Here is a 17,199-nt window from a genome sequence, read left to right on the forward strand (position 1 = left end):
AGGGGAATGAAGCTTATATAAAGCTTGATTCTTTTATTATTGTTTTCTAGATAATTGATTGCCTACATAGGGATAGTGGCAGCGCCCAGTTGGGTACTATGAAATTGCAGGCAGCTCGGCAAATCTATTTGTGATTATGATGGCTTCACAACTCCAGGAAGCGCTTCAAAGTCTTCCGGAAAATGCACCCGAACCAATTGTTAAAGAGATCTTTAGCTCAGTTCTATTTAAAGTATTAGATTTTCAACAAGGCGAAATTCATCCTGAATATACTACGGGGCGTGGTCCTGTTGATTATGCTATTCGAAAGACAAGAGAGGATGACATATTTCTTCACACCAAAACCAATCCTTGGTTATTAGTCGAGTTAAAAGGAAGAGATGTAAATCTATCGCCTGATGCTGCCAATTATCAAAAAACTGTTAACCAACTTAAGCGGTACTTGCTAGCGGATTATACTAGCTCTTGTCAATGGGGATTGATTACAAACTCAATTCACATTCAGCTTTTCCGAAAACATGGAAGGGTCGTTCATCCGGCAACACCTTGCTTGTCTATGGATTCGAGTAACGTTGATGAGATTGCATCGCTAATTAAAGAAAAGATAGACTGTTCTGTTAAGGCTCTGACTATAGCTGTTTATAACAACAAGGGAGGAGTAGGGAAAACTACTACTACTGTCAACCTTGCTGCCATCTTTACTTTGCTTGGCAAAAAAGTTTTAATCGTTGACTTTGATCCTAATCAACAAGACTTGACAAATTCCCTTGGGCTTCCGCTTCAAGATGGCGATGTCTATAAAGCACTTACTGAGAAATCACCCAATTTGTCGAATGCTATTCATTCTTTTTCGTTGACTGAAAAACGAACCGGACAGGTATTTAGCTTTGACATTATTTCAGCCGATAAGGTTTTAGCTTATGATATTGAAGAAGCTAAGATTCGACAAGAAATCAAGATTAATACTTTACACAAAGCTTTAGAAAAATTAAAAACCCAGTACGATTACATATTGATCGATAATCCACCAAACTGGAGAATCTTTAGCCAGCTTGGTCTTTATGCTGCGGATGTGGTTTTGATCCCAACGAAGCACAATAACTTGTTTTCCTTAGAGAATGCTGCAACTGCTATGAAGCAGTTTATTCCGGAGACCCAAAAACATAAGGGCGATGGAACACCTGTTCCATTACCAGTCTTCTTCAATGGAGAGAAGATGACTCATCCTCAGCTTAAAGCCGCAAAAGAGGCGATTGCTGAGATTATCAAATTATCTAAAAAAGAAGGCCACAATTTATTGCCTTACTTCTTCCCTAAATGGTCAAAATCTACGCAAGATACTCACATTCTTGAGATTCCAAGTTATGCCAATATTGCAGGATCTGCTTTTGCTCGAATCCCTGCCGTATATAGAGATAAAACAGCCCGCGAGTATTATAAAGGTCTTGCTAAGGAGTATTTTTTGAAATGAGTAACTTTAGTGACGTCGGAAATTTGATGTACCTTTATCTGGATAATATTGATCCAGGTAGCGGAACAGGCACACCTGAATTTTTGATTCATGCCGCTGCTCATCTACTGAATCAGAAAGGGGGGCGAAACTGGAATCCTGTTATTGTTAAGGAAGTGAGCGAGGATAAATACGAAGTTATTGGCAATACTTTTATCTACGCTGTAGCTGAAGCGGCTGGACTTGAAAAGGTTTGGTGTATTATTGCTGATGATAGTGATGATGCCGCAGAGCTTTCTAAAGTGTTGGCGGGCGAGGAGATTCCTAAAGTCAATCTTTCTAAAGCATCTAGAGATGAGATTATGTCAGCTCTTCAGTACTTGATTGAGCAGCCAGGAAGCTCACTCAAAGCAGTGAAACTGCCTGTTGCAACTAATAGGATTGACGAATCTCCCCGTCAATACTGGAAAAATCTAAATGAGATTACAAAGCTTAAGTGCGGAATCACGAAAGGAAAAAAGCTTGACGCTCTAAAGCAGGTTTTTTACCTTACACCGGAACCGCTGCCTAAAACCATTAAAGACCCAGCAATCCTAAATTCACTGACTATGACAGAGCTTAAAAAAATGGCAAAGGAAAGGGCCATACCGGCTTTTGGGAAAATGAAGAAGCCCGAAATCGTTGAGGCTTTAAGTCAATAAGCACTAGCTGCTAAAAGGCGCTAGCTATAGCGATCGAAAAGATCGCCAAGCAAGTCTTCAAAGCGGCCAAAGCGGCCAAATTCCATGTCATCAAAGTCGTTCTGCTGTTTACCGCTGGGGTAGCTGGTGGTCGCGTACCCTTTCTCGGCCTTTTTCCAGTGGGCACCGTAGCGATCGTACTGACGGCGTTTTGCTGGGTCTGAGAGCACTTCGTAGGCTTCATTGAGAGCCTTAAATTGCTCTGCCGCTGCCGCATTGTTGGGGTTGAGGTCGGGGTGAAGCTGGCGGGCTAGCTCGCGGTAAGCCTGTTTTATGGTTAGCAGGCTTGCCTGTCGATTGACCTTTAGAATCGCGTAGTAATCTGAAGAGTCTTGGGGAGTTGGCATCGTTTTGTGGTCTGATTGCCCGCTGGCGAAAGTCGACTGCATCCCCTTCACTATACTAAACAGCACGGCTGATACAGGCCAGAAAACGTTAGAAAAATGACTATTTCATGCTTGCGGTCGAGGCGATCGCTAGCCGAATTGCATACCCTAGAACTACCCCTAAAGCCCTGAGCTGCAAAAGCGATCAGCGCCTTTAAACCACACCTCTCAACGGGAGGTTTTAGCCATGAATAATGTTGCTCGACCCTCTATGGCCCCAGCCCAACCTGGGCTAGCCGAGACACCCGTTGCCATGGCCGAGTCGCCAAGCCAACCGCCGCAGTGGCTAGCCGGAACCGCCAACGGTTTGGTGTTGCTCAACCCTGAGCCGCAGGTGGAGCTGGAGGGCCACAATGTCACAGCCCTAGCCGCTGGCCCCAATGGCTGCTGGGCCATTACCGATCGCAGCTCCATCTGGCAGCAAGCCGCCGATCAGCCGTGGCGCAAAGTCGCTGCGGTGGATGATCTAGAGTTAAACTGCCTGTTGCCCCTCAACGATGCGGTTTTAGTTGGCACATCGGGAGCCTGCCTGATTCGCCTAGAAAATGGCAACCTGGAGCGGCTCAACTGCTTTGAAGCGGTCGAGGGGCACGACGAGTGGTATACGCCCTGGGGTGACCCGCCCGATGTGCGATCGCTTGCCGTCAGCCCCTCCGGTGATCTTTACGTCAACGTGCACGTGGGCGGCATTTTGCGCTCTGGCGATCGCGGTCAGACCTGGCAGCCAACCATTGACTTCCATGCCGATGTGCACGAGGTTCGCACCATTGCCGACCAACCCGACTGGGTGCTGGCAGCCACCGCCGAGGGGCTGGCCATTAGCGAAGATCGGGGGCAATCCTGGCGCTTCGATCGCGCCCACCTGCACGCAGCCTACGCCCGCGCGATCGCCGTCTGTGGCGAAACCATTTTGATGTCGGCCTCGACCGGCCCGCGCACCAGCAAAGCTGCCCTTTACCGCCGTCTTCTGCATCAGCCGGGCAAATTTGCAAAATGTGAGCAGGGGCTGCCCGAGTGGTTTGCCAGCAATATCAACACGGGCACCCTGGCCACCAAAGGAGATTACGCGGCCTTTGGCACCAGCGAGGGAGAGATCTTTGGCTCTGAGGATGCGGGCCTGACCTGGCAGCGGCTAGCCACAGGGCTGGCCCCAGTGCGCTGCCTCACCGTTCTCTAGCCCCATTGTCAATCCAAGCGCTAATAAGACACGCCTGGGGTTTTCTTCAGGCAGGCGTCGTCGGTGACCTGTTTTAGCATAAAGTCGGCCACGTCGGCGCGGGAAATTTTGGCCCCAAAATCGATCGTCTCGCCAGCGCGGTACTTGCCTGTGTGCTCGTCATTGGTGAGCCCGGCGGGGCGCACAATTACCCAGTCGAGATTGCTCTGCTGAATGATGCGCTCTTTGTCTTCGTGGTCGGCGATCGCGTTGCGCAGCACCAGCGGAATGATGATGTACCGCACCAAAAAGCTCACCTGCTTGCGGCTTTCACCCACCCCCAAAGACGATTGGTAAACCAGCCGCCGCACGTTGTACTGCTCCATCGCCTCGACAATGTTTCTCACACCCGTCGTCAGGGCCGGGCTTCGCTTCAGGCTCGCCGACCCCAGGGCAGACAACACGGCATCTTGCCCCTGCACGGCTTTCTCTACGGTGGCTTTGTCGGTCACATCCCCCTCGATTGTCTTTATCGTAGGGTAGTCGGCGACTAGCTCATTGGCATGGCGAGAGAAGCCGGTGACGGTGTGCCCCTGGGCCAGGGCTTGCTTGATTAGCTCACGACCGGTATCGCCCGTTGCGCCAAAAATTAGCAGGTTCATCCTGTAGCCTCCATCATCGCCATAACCTCTCTAGGGTGGCAGAAAGCGCGATCGCTGGCTTCTACCCTTTGAAATGGATTGTGAAGGCTAAGATTGGGCTGAGGCAGGCGGCATTCGCCGAAATAGCACACTATATCTAGGCTGCATCAGGCTGTTGCTATGGCTGTTGAATTTCATTTGCTGGTAGAAAATACCGTATTTTTTGTAATAGCCACCGGGTTTTTGGCGATCGCGGGCTGGGCCTGGCGTCATGTAACCCCCTTTGAGCTGCCTAAACCGCTGCCCAACTGGTTTAAATACTGGTTTGGTTCGGTGCAGGTGCTGGGCATTGTGCCACCCCTGGGGGCTTTGGGGTGGGCAATCTGGCAGGGCGAGCCGTTGGTCTGGATGATATTGGCTGCCTACTTTGTGCTCCTGGGGCTGCAAATTTTGTCAGAACTTTTAACCCTAAAACAGCTGCGCTCGGTTGTTTGGGTTATGGTGCCTTACCTCTATGTGCCCTACCGCCTGTGGCAGCTCTATGAAGGGGTCGAGCTGACCGCAGACAGGCCCGATCTAGTGTGGATACAGCTGCTACTGGGCGCAGAAATTGTCGTTTGGGGTATTAACTATTTGCTAGATTTGGCGCAGCTGCCCAGGCTTTTTAGGTGGCCGTAGCGATCGCCCTCCTTCAGCCGTTGGCAGTCGGCACCGGGTTGCTTGCAAAAGATTTTCGCAGATACCCTGGCTGCGTTCTGTCGTTAGAAATGGGCTCTAAACCAGAGATAGACGCAGTTTTTAAGCTACTGCTTAAGAGCAAACGACCGTTTGCCCCTACGGGATACCTGTTTTGATGGCCTACTTTTGTGGCTCCTCCGGCCCCCTAAATTTAGGGAAACCGGAGGGCCAGTTCTAGGGGCTGTCATCAATGAGCTGCTAAACGCCCAAAATCAAGGTTTACAGCCCCTAGCCTGTTCTTGGGGTCGGGCGTGGCAAGGCTTAATATGCCAGGTTTGGCCACAATTGATGACACGCCCTAGCAGCCTTCAGGCAAACCAAAAGCCTAGAGCAGCTTGGCCAGGGTGGCTTCGGTACCTAACTCATGGAGCTGGTGCAGGTGCTGGGTCACCGTTTCGACAAAGCGCGGCGATTGGGGGAGGTCGCCAAAGATCTCCGTCAGATTCAGCAGCGGCATGGGGTCAGTGCCGCCAGATCTGGCCCGTTCTGTCAGCGTATCGGCCATTGGGTCATCGATGGGCATCGCGTTGCCTTGATCGTCTTTGCCGTTCAGGTAGCGGAACCAGGCGGCGATGGTGAGGCTGAGATAGTCGATCGCGCCATTTTGCTCCAGCCTGTCGCGTAGGGAACCCAGCGCCCACTTGGGCAGCTTGGCCGAGCTATTGAGGCACAGTCGGGCCAGCTGATCGCGAATTTTGGGGTTTGAGAACCGTTCCACCAGAGTCTGCTTGTACTGGCTGACATCAATGCCGGGGACCGGGTGCAGGGTGGGGGTGACTTCATCCATCAGCCGCTCGATCGCCTGGCGAATCTGGGCGTCAGCCATCGCCTCATGGGCGTAGGTGTAGCCTTTCAGCGAGCCAAGGTAGCCCAGCAGCAGGTGGCTGGTGTTGAGCAGCCGAATCTTCATCATCTCGTAGGGGTGTACGTCGTCGGTCATCTGCACACCCACCGATTCCAGATCGGGGCGATCGTTGCAAAAGCGATCTTCAATGACCCACTGGGTGAAGGGTTCCGCTACGACAGGCCAGGCATCATCGAGGTCAAACTGGTCGGCCACCATTTCCAGATCGCCGGGGGTGGTGGCAGGGGTGATCCGATCCACCATGCAGTTGGGGAAAGCGACGTTCTCCTCAATCCACCCGCCCAGCTCGGGGTTTTGCAGGTTGGCGAAGGTGGTCAGCATTCTGCCCACCATGTCGCCGTTGCCCTGGATGTTGTCGCAGGAGAGCACGGTAAAGGGCGCAATGCCCCGCTGCCGCCGCCGGGCCAGGGCGGCGGTGAGAAAGCCGTAGACCCCCTGGGGTTGCTCAGGGTTTTGCAAATCGTGCTGAATGGTGGGATGGTCGGCGTCAAACTCGCCGGTGCCTTCGACGACGTAGTAGCCGCCTTCGGTAATGGTCAGGGTGACAATGCGGCACTGGGGGTCGGCCAGGGTTGCGATCGCGGCCTCGCGGTCATGGGGCGCAAACACATACTGAGTGATCGAGCCAATCACGCGAGCGTTGTCACCGGCAGGCGATCGCTCCACCAGGGTATACAGACAATCTTGCGACTCCAGAGCGTCTCGCATTTTCTGGTCAAACTCCAGCAGGCCAACGCCGCAGATGGCCCAGTCGCTGCCGGGGTTTTGCTCCAGGTAGTTATCCATGTAGAGCGCCTGGTGGGCGCGGTGAAAGCCGCCGACGCCAATGTGGACAATGCCGGGGGTGACAGCGCTGCGATCGTACCGGGGCACGCGCACGCGATCGCTGAGCTGGTCGAGCGATCGCTCATTCAGCTTGACGAGGGACTTCGTGGGGTTGGATGGGCTGTTCATAGGTTTGCTCTCGTGGGGCTTCGGTTTGTAGCGGTACTTCGGGGTGGTGGGTGAGGCTGAGCGGATGGCGCTCGGCTTTGGGAATCGCCTGACCTGCGCCATCGAACAGGTGGCAGAGGTTGCCGTCGATAGAGACAGGGACGCGATCGCGCACCTTGGCCCGACTGTCGCCGTCGGTCTGCACGATAAAGGTGTCGCCGCCAGCGACCTTGACGTAGAGGTAGGTTTCGCCGCCCAGGCGCTCGACCACCAAGACCTCACCCATCAGCGTGGGGTTGCTGGCGTCGATCCGCAGGTGCTCGGGGCGAATACCCAGGGTGGCGCGATCGCCTGCCATCAAAGTTCTCGGCTGCACCGGAATGGTGATAGTGGCATCGCCCGGCAGGCGCACGGTGGTGCCAGAATCTTGCACCCCGGTGGTCTGCACCGCCAAAAAGTTCATCTTGGGCGAGCCGATGAACCCGGCCACAAACAGGTTGCGGGGATGGTGGTACAGCTCCAGGGGCGACCCCACCTGCTCGACTATGCCGCCCTGGAGCACCACAATCTTGTCGGCCAGGGTCATAGCTTCGATTTGGTCGTGTGTGACGTAGATCATGGTGGATTGCAGGCTTTCGTGCAGCCCCGCTAGCTCAATGCGCATCTGCACCCGCAAAGACGCATCTAGGTTCGACAGCGGCTCATCAAACAAAAACACCTTGGGGTTGCGAACTAATGCGCGACCGATCGCGACCCGCTGGCGCTGCCCGCCAGAGAGCTTGCCCGGCTTGCGATCGAGCAGCGGCTCCAGCTGCAAAATTCGCGCTACATCCCGCGCCCGCTCCATGCGCCGCTCTTTAGAAACCCCAGCCAGGCGCAGGCTAAAGGCCATGTTCTCGGCCACGGTCATGTGGGGGTACAGGGCGTAGGTTTGGAACACCATCGCCAACCCCCGCTGGTCGGGGGGCACGTCGTTCATGCGATCGCCATCCACCAGCAGGTCGCCGGAGGTGATGTCTTCGAGCCCGGCGATCATGCGCAGCAGGGTCGATTTGCCGCAGCCAGAGGGGCCGACAAAGACGACAAACTCGCGATCGTGAATGTCGAGATTGACGCCTTTAATAACTTCGTTATCAACGTAGGTTTTATGGATGTCTCGTAACGTGACGGTTGACATGGGTGGCTCACCTTATTAAGTGAAAAAGTTAAAAGTTGTAGGTTGGGTGGAACGGAGTGAAACCCAACGTTGCCTGGGTTTGTTGGGTTATGCTGAGCTTTACCCAACCTACGGGTTTAGCTGGTGGGCAGTGCCCACCCTACGAGAATTGGAATTATCTACTTGACGGCCCCAAAGGTGAGACCTCGCACCAGCTGGCGCTGGCTGACCCAGCCGAAGAGCAAAATGGGGGCGATCGCCATGCTAGAAGCCGCCGACAGCTTGGCCCAAAATAACCCCTGGGGGCTAGAGAATGACGCAATAAACGCCGTCAGCGGAGCCGCATCAAAGGTAGTCAAATTGAGGCTCCAGAAGGCTTCATTCCAGGACAAAATGATCGAGAGTAGGGCGGTGGAAAAAATTCCCGGCAGGGCCAACGGCAGCAACACATGCACCAGTTCCTGATAGGTGGACGCGCCATCCATGCGATCGGCTTCAAGAATTTCCTTCGGCACTTCTTTGAAGAAGCTGTAGATCATCCACACCACAATCGGCAGGTTGATCAGCGTGTAAATGATGATCAGGCCGATGCGGGTATCGAGCAGCCCCGTCTCCCGCGCCAGAATGTAGATCGGCACCAGCACACCCACGGCGGGCAGCATTTTGGTCGAGAGCATCCACACCAGCGTGCTCTTGGTGCGCTTGGTGGGGAAAAACGACATAGCGTAGGCCGCCGGAATCGCCAGCAGCAGCGACAGAAGCGTCGCCCCCAGGGAGATCACCACGCTATTTAGGGCGAAGTTAAAGTACGAGGCCCGAGTCTGCACCGCCACGTAATTCTCTAGAGTGGGCCGAAAGAACAGCTGGGGTGGGGTGGCCACCGCCGCCACCTCGGTCTTAAAGCTGGTGATAAACATCCAGAAAATTGGGAAGAACAGCAGGCAGGCCACTAGCCAGCCCAGCAGCGGAATCCACCAGCGGTTGGATCGATTAGTTGCCATATCAGGTGTCCAAATTACGAGCAACACTGCGCATTAAGAAAATCGCCACGACGTTCGCCAGCACAACGGCAATCAAACCGCCCGCCGAGGCCCCACCGACGTCGAACTCCAGCAGCGCTTTGAGGTAGATGTAGTAGGCCAGGTTGGTGGTGGCCAGGCCCGGGCCGCCCCCGGTAGTGACGAAAATTTCGGCAAAGATGGTGAGAAAGAAAATCGTCTCGATCATGGCGACCACGGCGATCGCCCGATTCAGGTGGGGCAGCACCACAAAGCGGAACAGCTGCATGGCGCTCGCGCCATCCATGCGGGCCGCCTCCATCTGGTCGGTATCGAGGGACTGAATGGCCGTCAGCAAAATCAGCAGGGCAAAGGGCAGCCACTGCCAAGCCACAATGATGATGATCGCCAGCAGCGGGAAGTCGGCAAACCAGTCAATTGCCCCTAAGCCCAGCCCCCGCGTGATCTGGGCAAACAGCCCGTTCACCGGGTGCATCAGCATGTTTTTCCAGATCAGGGCGCTGACCGTGGGCATAACAAAGAATGGCGAAATCGCCAGCACCCGCGCCACGCCGCGACCAAAAAACTCCTGGTTAAACAGCACCGCCAGTACGGTGCCCAGGCCAATCGTAATCGCCAGCACCGACACCACCAGCACCATTGTGATGCCGATGGAAATCCACAGGGTGGGGTCGGTGAGAATGTAGGTGAAGTTGGCAAAGCCGACAAACTCGCGCTCGTCGGGAATCAGCAGGTTGTAGCGCTGGAAGGCAAACCAGATGGCCATCGCCAGCGGCACCACCATCCAGAGCACCAGCAAAATCACCGAAGGGGCTACCAGCAGCCGGGCGGGAATTGAGCGATGCGATCGCGTCCGCGCGGGCGGCGGCGAGTGGGTAGGGGTTGCAATAGAGGACGTCATAGTTTGGGAAAGAGTGAAGGGTGAAGGGAGGGGGAGATGAGGGGATGAGGAGGTGCAAAATTCAAAATTGAGAATTCAAAATTTTTAACTTTGAATTTTGAATTTCTTCCCTTCCTCGCCTCCTTACCTTCCTCAAGCAAGCGCTACTCGATGTAGCCGGTATGACGCATGAACCGCTCAGCGACGGTCTGCGACTGGGCGATCGCCTGATCGACTGAGACCTGATTGATCAGGGCTGAGGCCATGCGCTGGCCGACCTGGGTGCCGATCGCCTGAAATTCAGGAATATCCACGTACTGCACGCCCTTGTAGGGGGTGGGCAGCGGAGACGGGTTGGTGATGTCGGCGGACTCAATGGATCTCAGCACGGTTTCGGCGAAGGGGGCGGCCTGCTGGTAGTTGGGGTTCTCGTAGGTGGAGGTGCGGGTGCCGGGGGGCACCGAGACCCAGCCGTACTCCTCTGCCACCAGCTGCACGTACTCCTTGGAGGTGGCCCAGGCGATAAAGCGCTCGGCGGCTTCCGGCGACTGCGACGTGGCCGGAATGGCCAGCGCCCAAGACCACAGCCAGTTCGAGCCGTTGGGGTAAGACTCGACCGGGGCGCGGGCAAAGCCAATGCGATCGGCCACCTGCGACTGTTCGGGGTTCGAGAGCAGCCCGGCGGCAACGGTGGCGTCAATCCACATGCCGCACTTGCCGGTGGAGAACAGGGCTAGATTTTCGTTAAAGCCGTTGGAGCTGGCTCCGGGCGGCCCGTACTGGTTCATTACATCCACGTAAAAATTGACGGCGTTTTGCCACTCGGGGCTGTCAATGGTGGGGTTCCAGTCCATATCGAACCAGCGGCCGCCAAAGGTGTTGACCAGGGTGGTGAGAAAGGCCATGTTTTCGCCCCAGCCCGGCTTGCCCCGCAGACAAATGCCGTAGACGCCGTTGGCCGGGTCGTGCACCTGGCTGGCCCATTCGCCCACCTGGGCATAGGTGGGGTTGGGGGACACCGTAATGCCCGCCTCGTCAAACAGGTCGGTGCGGTAGTAGAGCATCGAGCTTTCACCATAGAAGGGCACCGCATAGAGGGTGTCTTCGTAAGAAAGCCCGGTGCGAATTGGGTCGATCAGGTCGTCGACATCGTACTCAGCGGGCAGCCCGTCGAGCGATCGCAGCCAGCCCCGCCTGGCCCAAATCGGCGTTTCGTAAGACCCAATGGTTAACACGTCGAACTGACCGCCCTGGCTAGCCACATCGGTGGTGGTGCGCTGGCGCAGAATGTTTTCCTCCAGCACCACCCAGCGCAGTTCGATATCGGGGTTGTCGGCTTCGAACTGGCTCGACAGGTCTTGCATCACCACCATGTCGCCGTTGTTGACGGTGGCAATGGTCAGGCGAGTGCGGCCATCGGCCTGGGGGCCTGCGGAACAGGCATTGACCAACTGCACCAGCAGCAGGCTAATGAGGAATGCCGCCAGCACTCTGGCATGCACTCTGGCGCGGCGAAAAAGGCGCATCGCACGGCTCCTCGGATTGCTAAAAAAATAAACTAAATTGAACTTATGCTCTAGTCATGGGCAAAAGCCCAATAATGGAATCATACTGATGTCGCTTCCCAAAGATGAGGCGCTCACTAGTATTCGCAACAATTCTTGATTGCAGTTCTAATCTTGAGGCCAGCTGTATGAGCGCGACGGCAACCTACAATTTTCAGGGCAAAACCATTCTGATTACCGGCGGGGCAGGGGAAATTGGCAAAGCCACCGCCCACCGATTTGCCGCCAACGGAGCAACAATTGTGTTGCTGGATATTAACGAGATAGGGCTGGCCGAGGTCGCCGAGGGTTTGAAGGACAAGGCCTGCGGCAATCCTGTGTACACCGTGCGTTGCGATGTCACCGATGCTAAAGAGGTGACCGATATGGTTGCGATCGCCGTTGAGCAGGTGGGCCAGCTCGACTACGTGTTCAACAATGCGGGCTACCAGGGCGCGTTCGCCAAAACCGACGAATACCCCGAAGAGGACTTCCAGAAGGTGATCGATATCAACGTAGTGGGTGTGTTTCACATTCTCAAGGCGGCCGCCCGGCAACTGAGAAAGACTGGCGGCGGGGCGATCGTTAATATGGCTAGCCATGCCGGGGTTGATGGGCCGCCCAACATGCTTGCCTACGCCGCCTCCAAGTTTGCGGTGATTGGCATGACCCAGACGGCGGCCAAAGACCTGGCCCCCTACGGCATTCGCGTCAACGCCCTATCGCCCTCGCTGATTGGCCCTGGCTTTATGTGGACCCGGCAGACAGAACTGCAGGCGGGGGTCGGCTCCCAGTATTTTGATGCCGATCCTAAGGTGGTTGAGCAGCAGATGATAGACTCAGTGCCGCTGCGCCGCCTGGGCAGTTTGGAAGAAGTTGCCAATGGGGTGGCTTTCTTGATGAGCGACGAGGCTAGCTACATCACCGGGTTTAATCTGGATATTACCGGGGGGCAGTAGGGTGACCAGGGCAGGGTTGAGCAAAAAATCTAACTTTGGGTATGTGCTCAATCCGTCTTTGGGTGGATCTTTAATTTAAAGAAGTCCTACTTAAGAGAGTAGCGGTGGATGAGGTAAACGATGGGAGACATGTATGCAGAGAAGCGCGATCGCAAACTCGATCTAGCGGCCCACGCCGCCTGGCTCTACTACATCGCGGGCAATACTCAAGAGGAAATTGCCGCCAAACTCAACGTGTCGCGGCAGGCAGCCCAGCGGTTAGTGGCCCTGGCCGTCAGCGAAAAGCTGATCAAATTTCGCCTCGACCATCCCCTCAGCCACTGCATTGCCCTGGCCGAGGCCCTGCGCGACCAGTTTCAGTTAGCAATGTGTGAAGTCGTGCCCGACCCCGCTGTTGGTGGCGATCTCTACAATGGCCTCGGCGTCTGTGCCGCCGCCTACCTGGAGACCTACCTGGTGGCCAAAACCCCCTCTATTTTGGCTTTTAGCTCAGGGCGTACCCTGCGGGCTATGGTCGATCAAATTCCGTCGATGGATCAGCCCCAGCACAAGATTGTCTCGATCGTGGGCAACATGTCGCACTACGGGCTGGCTGGTCGCCACGAGGTGGTTATGCACCTGTCGGATCGGGTGGGGTCGCAAACCTACCCGGTGCCCACGCCAGCGGTGGCTACCAGCGTAGAAGAACGCGACCTGCTGCAAACCCAGCGATCGTTTCTGGCGGTTAAGGCCCTGGCGGAGCAGGCCAAGGTCACCTTTGTCGGCATTAGCCACATCGCCTGGAACGCACCCCTCCACGAGGACGGCTTTATCGACGACGGCGAACTGACCGAGCTGATTGAGCTGGGGGCCGTGGGCGAGATTGCGGGCTGGGCGTTTAATGCCCAGGGAAAGCTGCTGCAAGCGGGTACCAACAGCCGCGTGGCTGGCGTGCCCCTTCAGCAGCCAGCCCAGCGCTTGATCATCGGCGTTGCAGGGGGGCTTCGCAAAACCGAAGCCATTCGCGCCGCCCTGCACAGTCAGCTAATCAGCGGCTTGATTACCGACGAAGCGGCGGCCACGGCGATTTTGAAAAGGGGATGACTATTATCTGCCCGAGATCGGCTGGCTCGGATGGATGGGTTTAGAGGGTGTTGTTGAATTGAATCGTGAATTTGGGTAAGGGCAAACGGCCGTTTGCCCCTACGAGAGACGTTGCAGTTTTGATTCATACCTACATCCAGCAATGCCGGTTTAGAGCAATTGAGGAGAAAACCATGACCGAGCCTGTTATTTGTTTGGGAGAATGCTTAGTCGATCGCCTGTTTGAGGTCGGTGAAACGCCCGGTGCAGCTTCCGCCAGCGGCACCGATTACCCTGGGGGAGCACCCGCCAATGTGGCCGCTGCGATCGCAAAACTCGGCACCCCCACCCAGCTAATTAGCGCCCTGGGCCAGGACGACTTGGGTGACTGGCTAGTTCAGGTCTTGCAGGAACAGGGGGTAACCTGCCAAATTCAGCGCGTGGCCGACCTGCCCACCCGCACGGTGCTGGTGCAGCGGGATGAAACGGGCGATCGCACCTTCATCGGCTTCAGCGCCCCCGACCCTGCCGCCTTTGCCGACGCCCACCTCACCCCCGACTGGATCGATGCCGTCGATTTTGCCGGGGTAAAGTATCTGGTAATGGGCACTTTGGGCTTGGCTTACCCCACCACCGCCAGTGCCATGGAGCGGGCGCGGGACAAGGCTCAGCAGGCGGGGGCCAAAATTGTGATCGACCTGAACTGGCGGCCAGTGTTTTGGCCTGACGAGGCGATCGCGCCCAAAACCATTCAAAACTTTCTCAAGACTGCCGACCTGCTCAAGCTCTCTAAGGAAGAAGCCGAGTGGCTGCTGGATAACGATTCCGCCGCTGAGATCTGTCAGCAGTTTCCCCAGTGTGAGGCCGTATTGCTCACCGACGGAGGCAACGGCAGCACCTGCGCCACGAAGCAGCACAGCGTTTCACTCACGGCCTTTAACGTCCACAGCCAAGACACCACCGGGGCGGGGGACGCCTTTCTGGCCGGAATTCTCCACCAACTCTGCCAGCGGGGATGGGATGTTTGGCAAGACCCGGCTGAGATGGAAGCGATTTTGCGCTACGCCAGCGCGGTGGGGGCGCTAACGACGCTAAAGCCGGGAGCGATCGCCGCCCAGCCCGCCCCCCAGGAGGTCGATGCCTTTCTACACCAGCCCAAACCCTGAGGGCAAATGCCATTTGCCCCTACCCAGCACCCGTTCTTTTGCCCCTACCCAGCACCAATTCTAAAAAGGCAACCCCGTAGGGGCAAACGCCGTTTGCCCTAACCTAACCGGGGTAAATACACAGGATTTGACGCGATCGCCCCTCACGCCACCTCTAGCCCGATCTCAAATCGTCCGGTATAGCCCTCCCCAGTCTCGGTTACAGGGAGCATGAGCCGATCGCCGCCGTTGCGAAAGATGCCGTCATTCTGGTTGCGGGTGGTGCGATTCGCGAAGCGATCCGTGCCGGAATCGCCCCTGGTGCTGTAGGGGGGTTGGGCGTAGATGCGATCGCTCAAAGCATCGTCAAAGTAGAGCTGTGAGGTAAATTCGTAGCTCTGGTTAGCAGCAGTATTGTCACGAATTTTGAAGTGGATATGCACAGCCCGGCCCGGATACCAACCTGGATAAATGGTGGTGAACTCGACCGTGCCGTCAGCATTAGTAGTTTGAGACCCGCGCAGGAACTTTTGCCCCACAGTGTTGGCTCTGGGGTCAACTACGTCTGAATAGACCCCGTTGGCATCACAGTGCCAAACATCGACAATGGCCCCTGCCAAAGGCACACAGGCATTGGCACCCACCTGGGAAACTCGAAATTGTAGCGTTAGCGGAACGCCCGGTGTCACCGAGCCAGTCGCTGGGTCGGAGCGAATATCGGAGCGGTTCAGCCCTTCATCGACAAAATAGGGACCTTCGGTCTGCTGGGGGCGCACCGTACAGGCGGGCTGCCCTGCCGCCCCGGTCGAGGTTTGGGCTACGGTGCCGCTGAGTTCAGCCGAAGCCGAGGGCCTGCGAGCACAACCAAGTAGTGAAACTATCAGGCTGCCGCCAATCAAGCCCAGGGCATCTCGCCGATTGAATCTAGGGCCGTTCATTCTGAATACGTATCGTCTTGGCATTGGTTTAGGGGCGTTGCTATATCGACAGCTTCTATGGGGCCAATGCTACGCCCCTACGGGGTTCCTAATACTGCTTACGGCACCAAAGGAAATCCCCTATCTAACAACCTTCAGCGACTCATAGAGCGGGGTGTAGCGCTCAAATGCCGCCTCATAGGCCGCCTGCGACCGGGGCTGCACCGCCTCGATCGCCTCCGGCAAAATCTCAAACGCTGCCTCCAGAGACGGATACGCCCCCACCCCCACCATCGCCAAAATCGCCGCTCCGTAGGCCGCCCCTTCTTCGGCTTTGGGGGCCACCAGTTCTGTCCCCAGCACATCTGCTAGCAGGTGAAACCAGAGGGGCGATCGCACCCCGCCCCCCGTCGCCAACAGCTGCGTCACCGGAGCAATGTCCTGAATCACCTCCAGGGTCGCCCGCAGGCTAAAGGCCACCCCCTCTAGCACCGCTCGAATCAGGTCGCCCTGGGTGTGGGCTAGCGACAAATTCACCCAGGCCCCCCGCGTGTCGGGGTCGAGGTAGGGGCTGCGCTCGCCCGCCAGGTGGGGCAAAAACAGCACGCCTCGCGCCCCCGGTTCAGACTGTTCTGCCAGCGCCATCAGATCGGCAAAGTCGATACTGGGGGCAAAGGTGTCGCGGTACCAGCGCAGGGCACCCCCCGCCGCCAGGGTCACCCCCAGCAGGTGGTAGCCGCCGTCGGCATGGCAAAACAGGTGCACGCGCCCTTCGGGGTCGGGGGTGGGGCGATCGCAGGGGGCAAAAATCACCCCTGATGTGCCAATGCTGAGGCTGCCCCGACCCAGGTTGCGGTCTGAAATCCCTAAACCGATGGCCGCAGCGGCGTTGTCACCGCCCCCCGCCACCACGGGCAGTCCGGCGGGCAATCCAGTGCGCTCAGCCAGCTCAGGTTTCAACCGTCCAGCAACGGCGGTTGATTTGACCACCTCAGGGAATAGGTCAGGACTGATATCTAGAGCACTCAGAATCTCGCTATCCCACTGTCGACTAGCTAGGTTCAAACAGCCAATGCCTGAGGCATCGGAGGGTTCGCTCACCGCTGCCCCGGTCAGCACGTAGCCGAGGTAGTCTTTGGGCAGCAAGATCTGCCGCACCTGTTCGTAGGCCTGGGGTTCCTCATTGCGCAGCCACACCAGCTTCGGCAGCTGAAACCCCGTAATCGCCGGGTTGCCCGTCCGCTGAATCAGCTCTGCGCGAGGCACCGCCGCCTCAATTTCTACCACGGCGGCCCCCGTGCGCTGGTCGTTCCAAAGAATTGCCGGGCGAATCACCTGACCATCGCCATCCAGCGGCACCATGCCGTGCATTTGGCCCGACAGCCCCAGAGCGATGGCCTGCTGCCCCTCAATCTGCCCAGCCACCTCGCTCAGGGCCGTCAAGCTGGCCTTCACCCAGTCGGCGGGCTGCTGCTCCGTCCAGCCGGGGCGGGGGGTGAGCAGGGGGTAACTTTGGGTAGTTTGGGCCACTACCTGACCCTGCAGATTGACGGCGATCGCCCGCACTCCGCCAGTTCCCAAGTCTAAACCAATCACTACATCTGCCAA

Annotated in this window: 16 protein-coding genes; 7 read left to right on the forward strand and 9 right to left on the reverse strand. The window is 56.7% G+C overall.

All coding sequences use genetic code 11. The annotated features are described in order from the left end of the window. Window positions 1–139: 139 nt before the first annotated feature. The gene (locus IQ265_RS14700) at window positions 140–1,471 is read left to right on the forward strand and encodes an AAA family ATPase (protein ID WP_228037918.1); all 1,332 of its coding nucleotides are present in this window, start codon (window positions 140–142) and stop codon (window positions 1,469–1,471) included. Then, on the forward strand, window positions 1,468–2,151 hold the full coding sequence (locus IQ265_RS14705; RefSeq protein ID WP_194054881.1) for a Rho termination factor N-terminal domain-containing protein: 684 nt from the start codon (window positions 1,468–1,470) through the stop codon (window positions 2,149–2,151). The genes IQ265_RS14700 and IQ265_RS14705 overlap by 4 nt, the downstream gene beginning before the upstream one ends. Before the next feature lie 20 nt (window positions 2,152–2,171). On the opposite strand, the gene IQ265_RS30120 is transcribed toward IQ265_RS14705, so the two are convergent. After that, entirely contained in the window at window positions 2,172–2,537 is a 366-nt protein-coding gene (locus IQ265_RS30120) for a DnaJ domain-containing protein (protein WP_194054882.1), read from the reverse strand. A gap of 226 nt (window positions 2,538–2,763) precedes the next feature. On the opposite strand from IQ265_RS30120, the gene IQ265_RS14715 reads away from it, so the two are divergent. After that, window positions 2,764–3,753 carry a hypothetical protein gene (locus IQ265_RS14715; protein WP_228037920.1) on the forward strand — a complete coding sequence of 330 codons (990 nt, stop codon included), beginning with the start codon at window positions 2,764–2,766 and terminating at the stop codon, window positions 3,751–3,753. Window positions 3,754–3,773: 20 nt separating this feature from the next. Here IQ265_RS14715 and IQ265_RS14720 read toward each other — a convergent pair whose 3' ends face one another. After that, window positions 3,774–4,394, reverse strand: a complete 621-nt coding sequence (locus IQ265_RS14720; RefSeq protein ID WP_194054883.1) for an SDR family oxidoreductase — start codon at window positions 4,392–4,394, stop codon at window positions 3,774–3,776. A 159-nt stretch (window positions 4,395–4,553) separates the two neighbouring features. Here IQ265_RS14720 and IQ265_RS14725 point away from each other — a divergent pair, with 159 nt between their 5' ends. Then, window positions 4,554–5,051 (forward strand): hypothetical protein, encoded by a 498-nt coding sequence (locus IQ265_RS14725; protein ID WP_194054885.1) that lies wholly within the window; start codon window positions 4,554–4,556, stop codon window positions 5,049–5,051. A gap of 385 nt (window positions 5,052–5,436) precedes the next feature. On the opposite strand, the gene IQ265_RS14730 is transcribed toward IQ265_RS14725, so the two are convergent. The 5 genes from IQ265_RS14730 to IQ265_RS14750 all read right to left on the reverse strand — a co-directional run bounded on the left by IQ265_RS14730 (window position 5,437) and on the right by IQ265_RS14750 (window position 11,490). Beyond that, window positions 5,437–6,930, reverse strand: a complete 1,494-nt coding sequence (locus IQ265_RS14730) for a mannitol dehydrogenase family protein (RefSeq protein WP_194054886.1) — start codon at window positions 6,928–6,930, stop codon at window positions 5,437–5,439. Beyond that, on the reverse strand, window positions 6,884–8,086 hold the full coding sequence (gene ugpC, locus IQ265_RS14735) for a sn-glycerol-3-phosphate ABC transporter ATP-binding protein UgpC (protein WP_194054888.1): 1,203 nt from the start codon (window positions 8,084–8,086) through the stop codon (window positions 6,884–6,886). The genes IQ265_RS14730 and ugpC overlap by 47 nt, the downstream gene beginning before the upstream one ends. Window positions 8,087–8,244: 158 nt before the next feature. Next, window positions 8,245–9,066, reverse strand: coding sequence for a carbohydrate ABC transporter permease (locus IQ265_RS14740; RefSeq protein WP_194054890.1), 822 nt, complete (start codon window positions 9,064–9,066; stop codon window positions 8,245–8,247). Between the two features lies 1 nt (window position 9,067). Further along, window positions 9,068–9,985 (reverse strand): sugar ABC transporter permease, encoded by a 918-nt coding sequence (locus IQ265_RS14745; RefSeq protein ID WP_194054892.1) that lies wholly within the window; start codon window positions 9,983–9,985, stop codon window positions 9,068–9,070. A 143-nt stretch (window positions 9,986–10,128) separates the two neighbouring features. Beyond that, on the reverse strand, window positions 10,129–11,490 hold the full coding sequence (locus IQ265_RS14750) for a sugar ABC transporter substrate-binding protein (protein WP_194054894.1): 1,362 nt from the start codon (window positions 11,488–11,490) through the stop codon (window positions 10,129–10,131). Between the two features lie 167 nt (window positions 11,491–11,657). On the opposite strand from IQ265_RS14750, the gene IQ265_RS14755 reads away from it, so the two are divergent. From IQ265_RS14755 to IQ265_RS14765, 3 genes are all read left to right on the forward strand, one after another. Then, on the forward strand, window positions 11,658–12,467 hold the full coding sequence (locus tag IQ265_RS14755; RefSeq protein WP_194054896.1) for an SDR family NAD(P)-dependent oxidoreductase: 810 nt from the start codon (window positions 11,658–11,660) through the stop codon (window positions 12,465–12,467). A 120-nt stretch (window positions 12,468–12,587) separates the two neighbouring features. Further along, window positions 12,588–13,550 (forward strand): sugar-binding transcriptional regulator, encoded by a 963-nt coding sequence (locus IQ265_RS14760; RefSeq protein ID WP_194054898.1) that lies wholly within the window; start codon window positions 12,588–12,590, stop codon window positions 13,548–13,550. 173 nt (window positions 13,551–13,723) lie between these two features. After that, window positions 13,724–14,695, forward strand: a complete 972-nt coding sequence (locus IQ265_RS14765; RefSeq protein WP_194054900.1) for a carbohydrate kinase — start codon at window positions 13,724–13,726, stop codon at window positions 14,693–14,695. A gap of 143 nt (window positions 14,696–14,838) precedes the next feature. Here the strand turns inward: IQ265_RS14765 and IQ265_RS14770 are convergent, their stop codons facing one another. Continuing rightward, window positions 14,839–15,612 (reverse strand): intradiol ring-cleavage dioxygenase, encoded by a 774-nt coding sequence (locus IQ265_RS14770; protein ID WP_194054902.1) that lies wholly within the window; start codon window positions 15,610–15,612, stop codon window positions 14,839–14,841. Between the two features lie 120 nt (window positions 15,613–15,732). Next, window positions 15,733–17,199 (reverse strand): xylulokinase, encoded by a 1,467-nt coding sequence (gene xylB / locus IQ265_RS14775; RefSeq protein WP_194054904.1) that lies wholly within the window; start codon window positions 17,197–17,199, stop codon window positions 15,733–15,735.

The organism is Nodosilinea sp. LEGE 06152, assembly GCF_015207525.1.
Taxonomy (GTDB): Bacteria; Cyanobacteriota; Cyanobacteriia; order Phormidesmidales; family Phormidesmidaceae; genus Nodosilinea.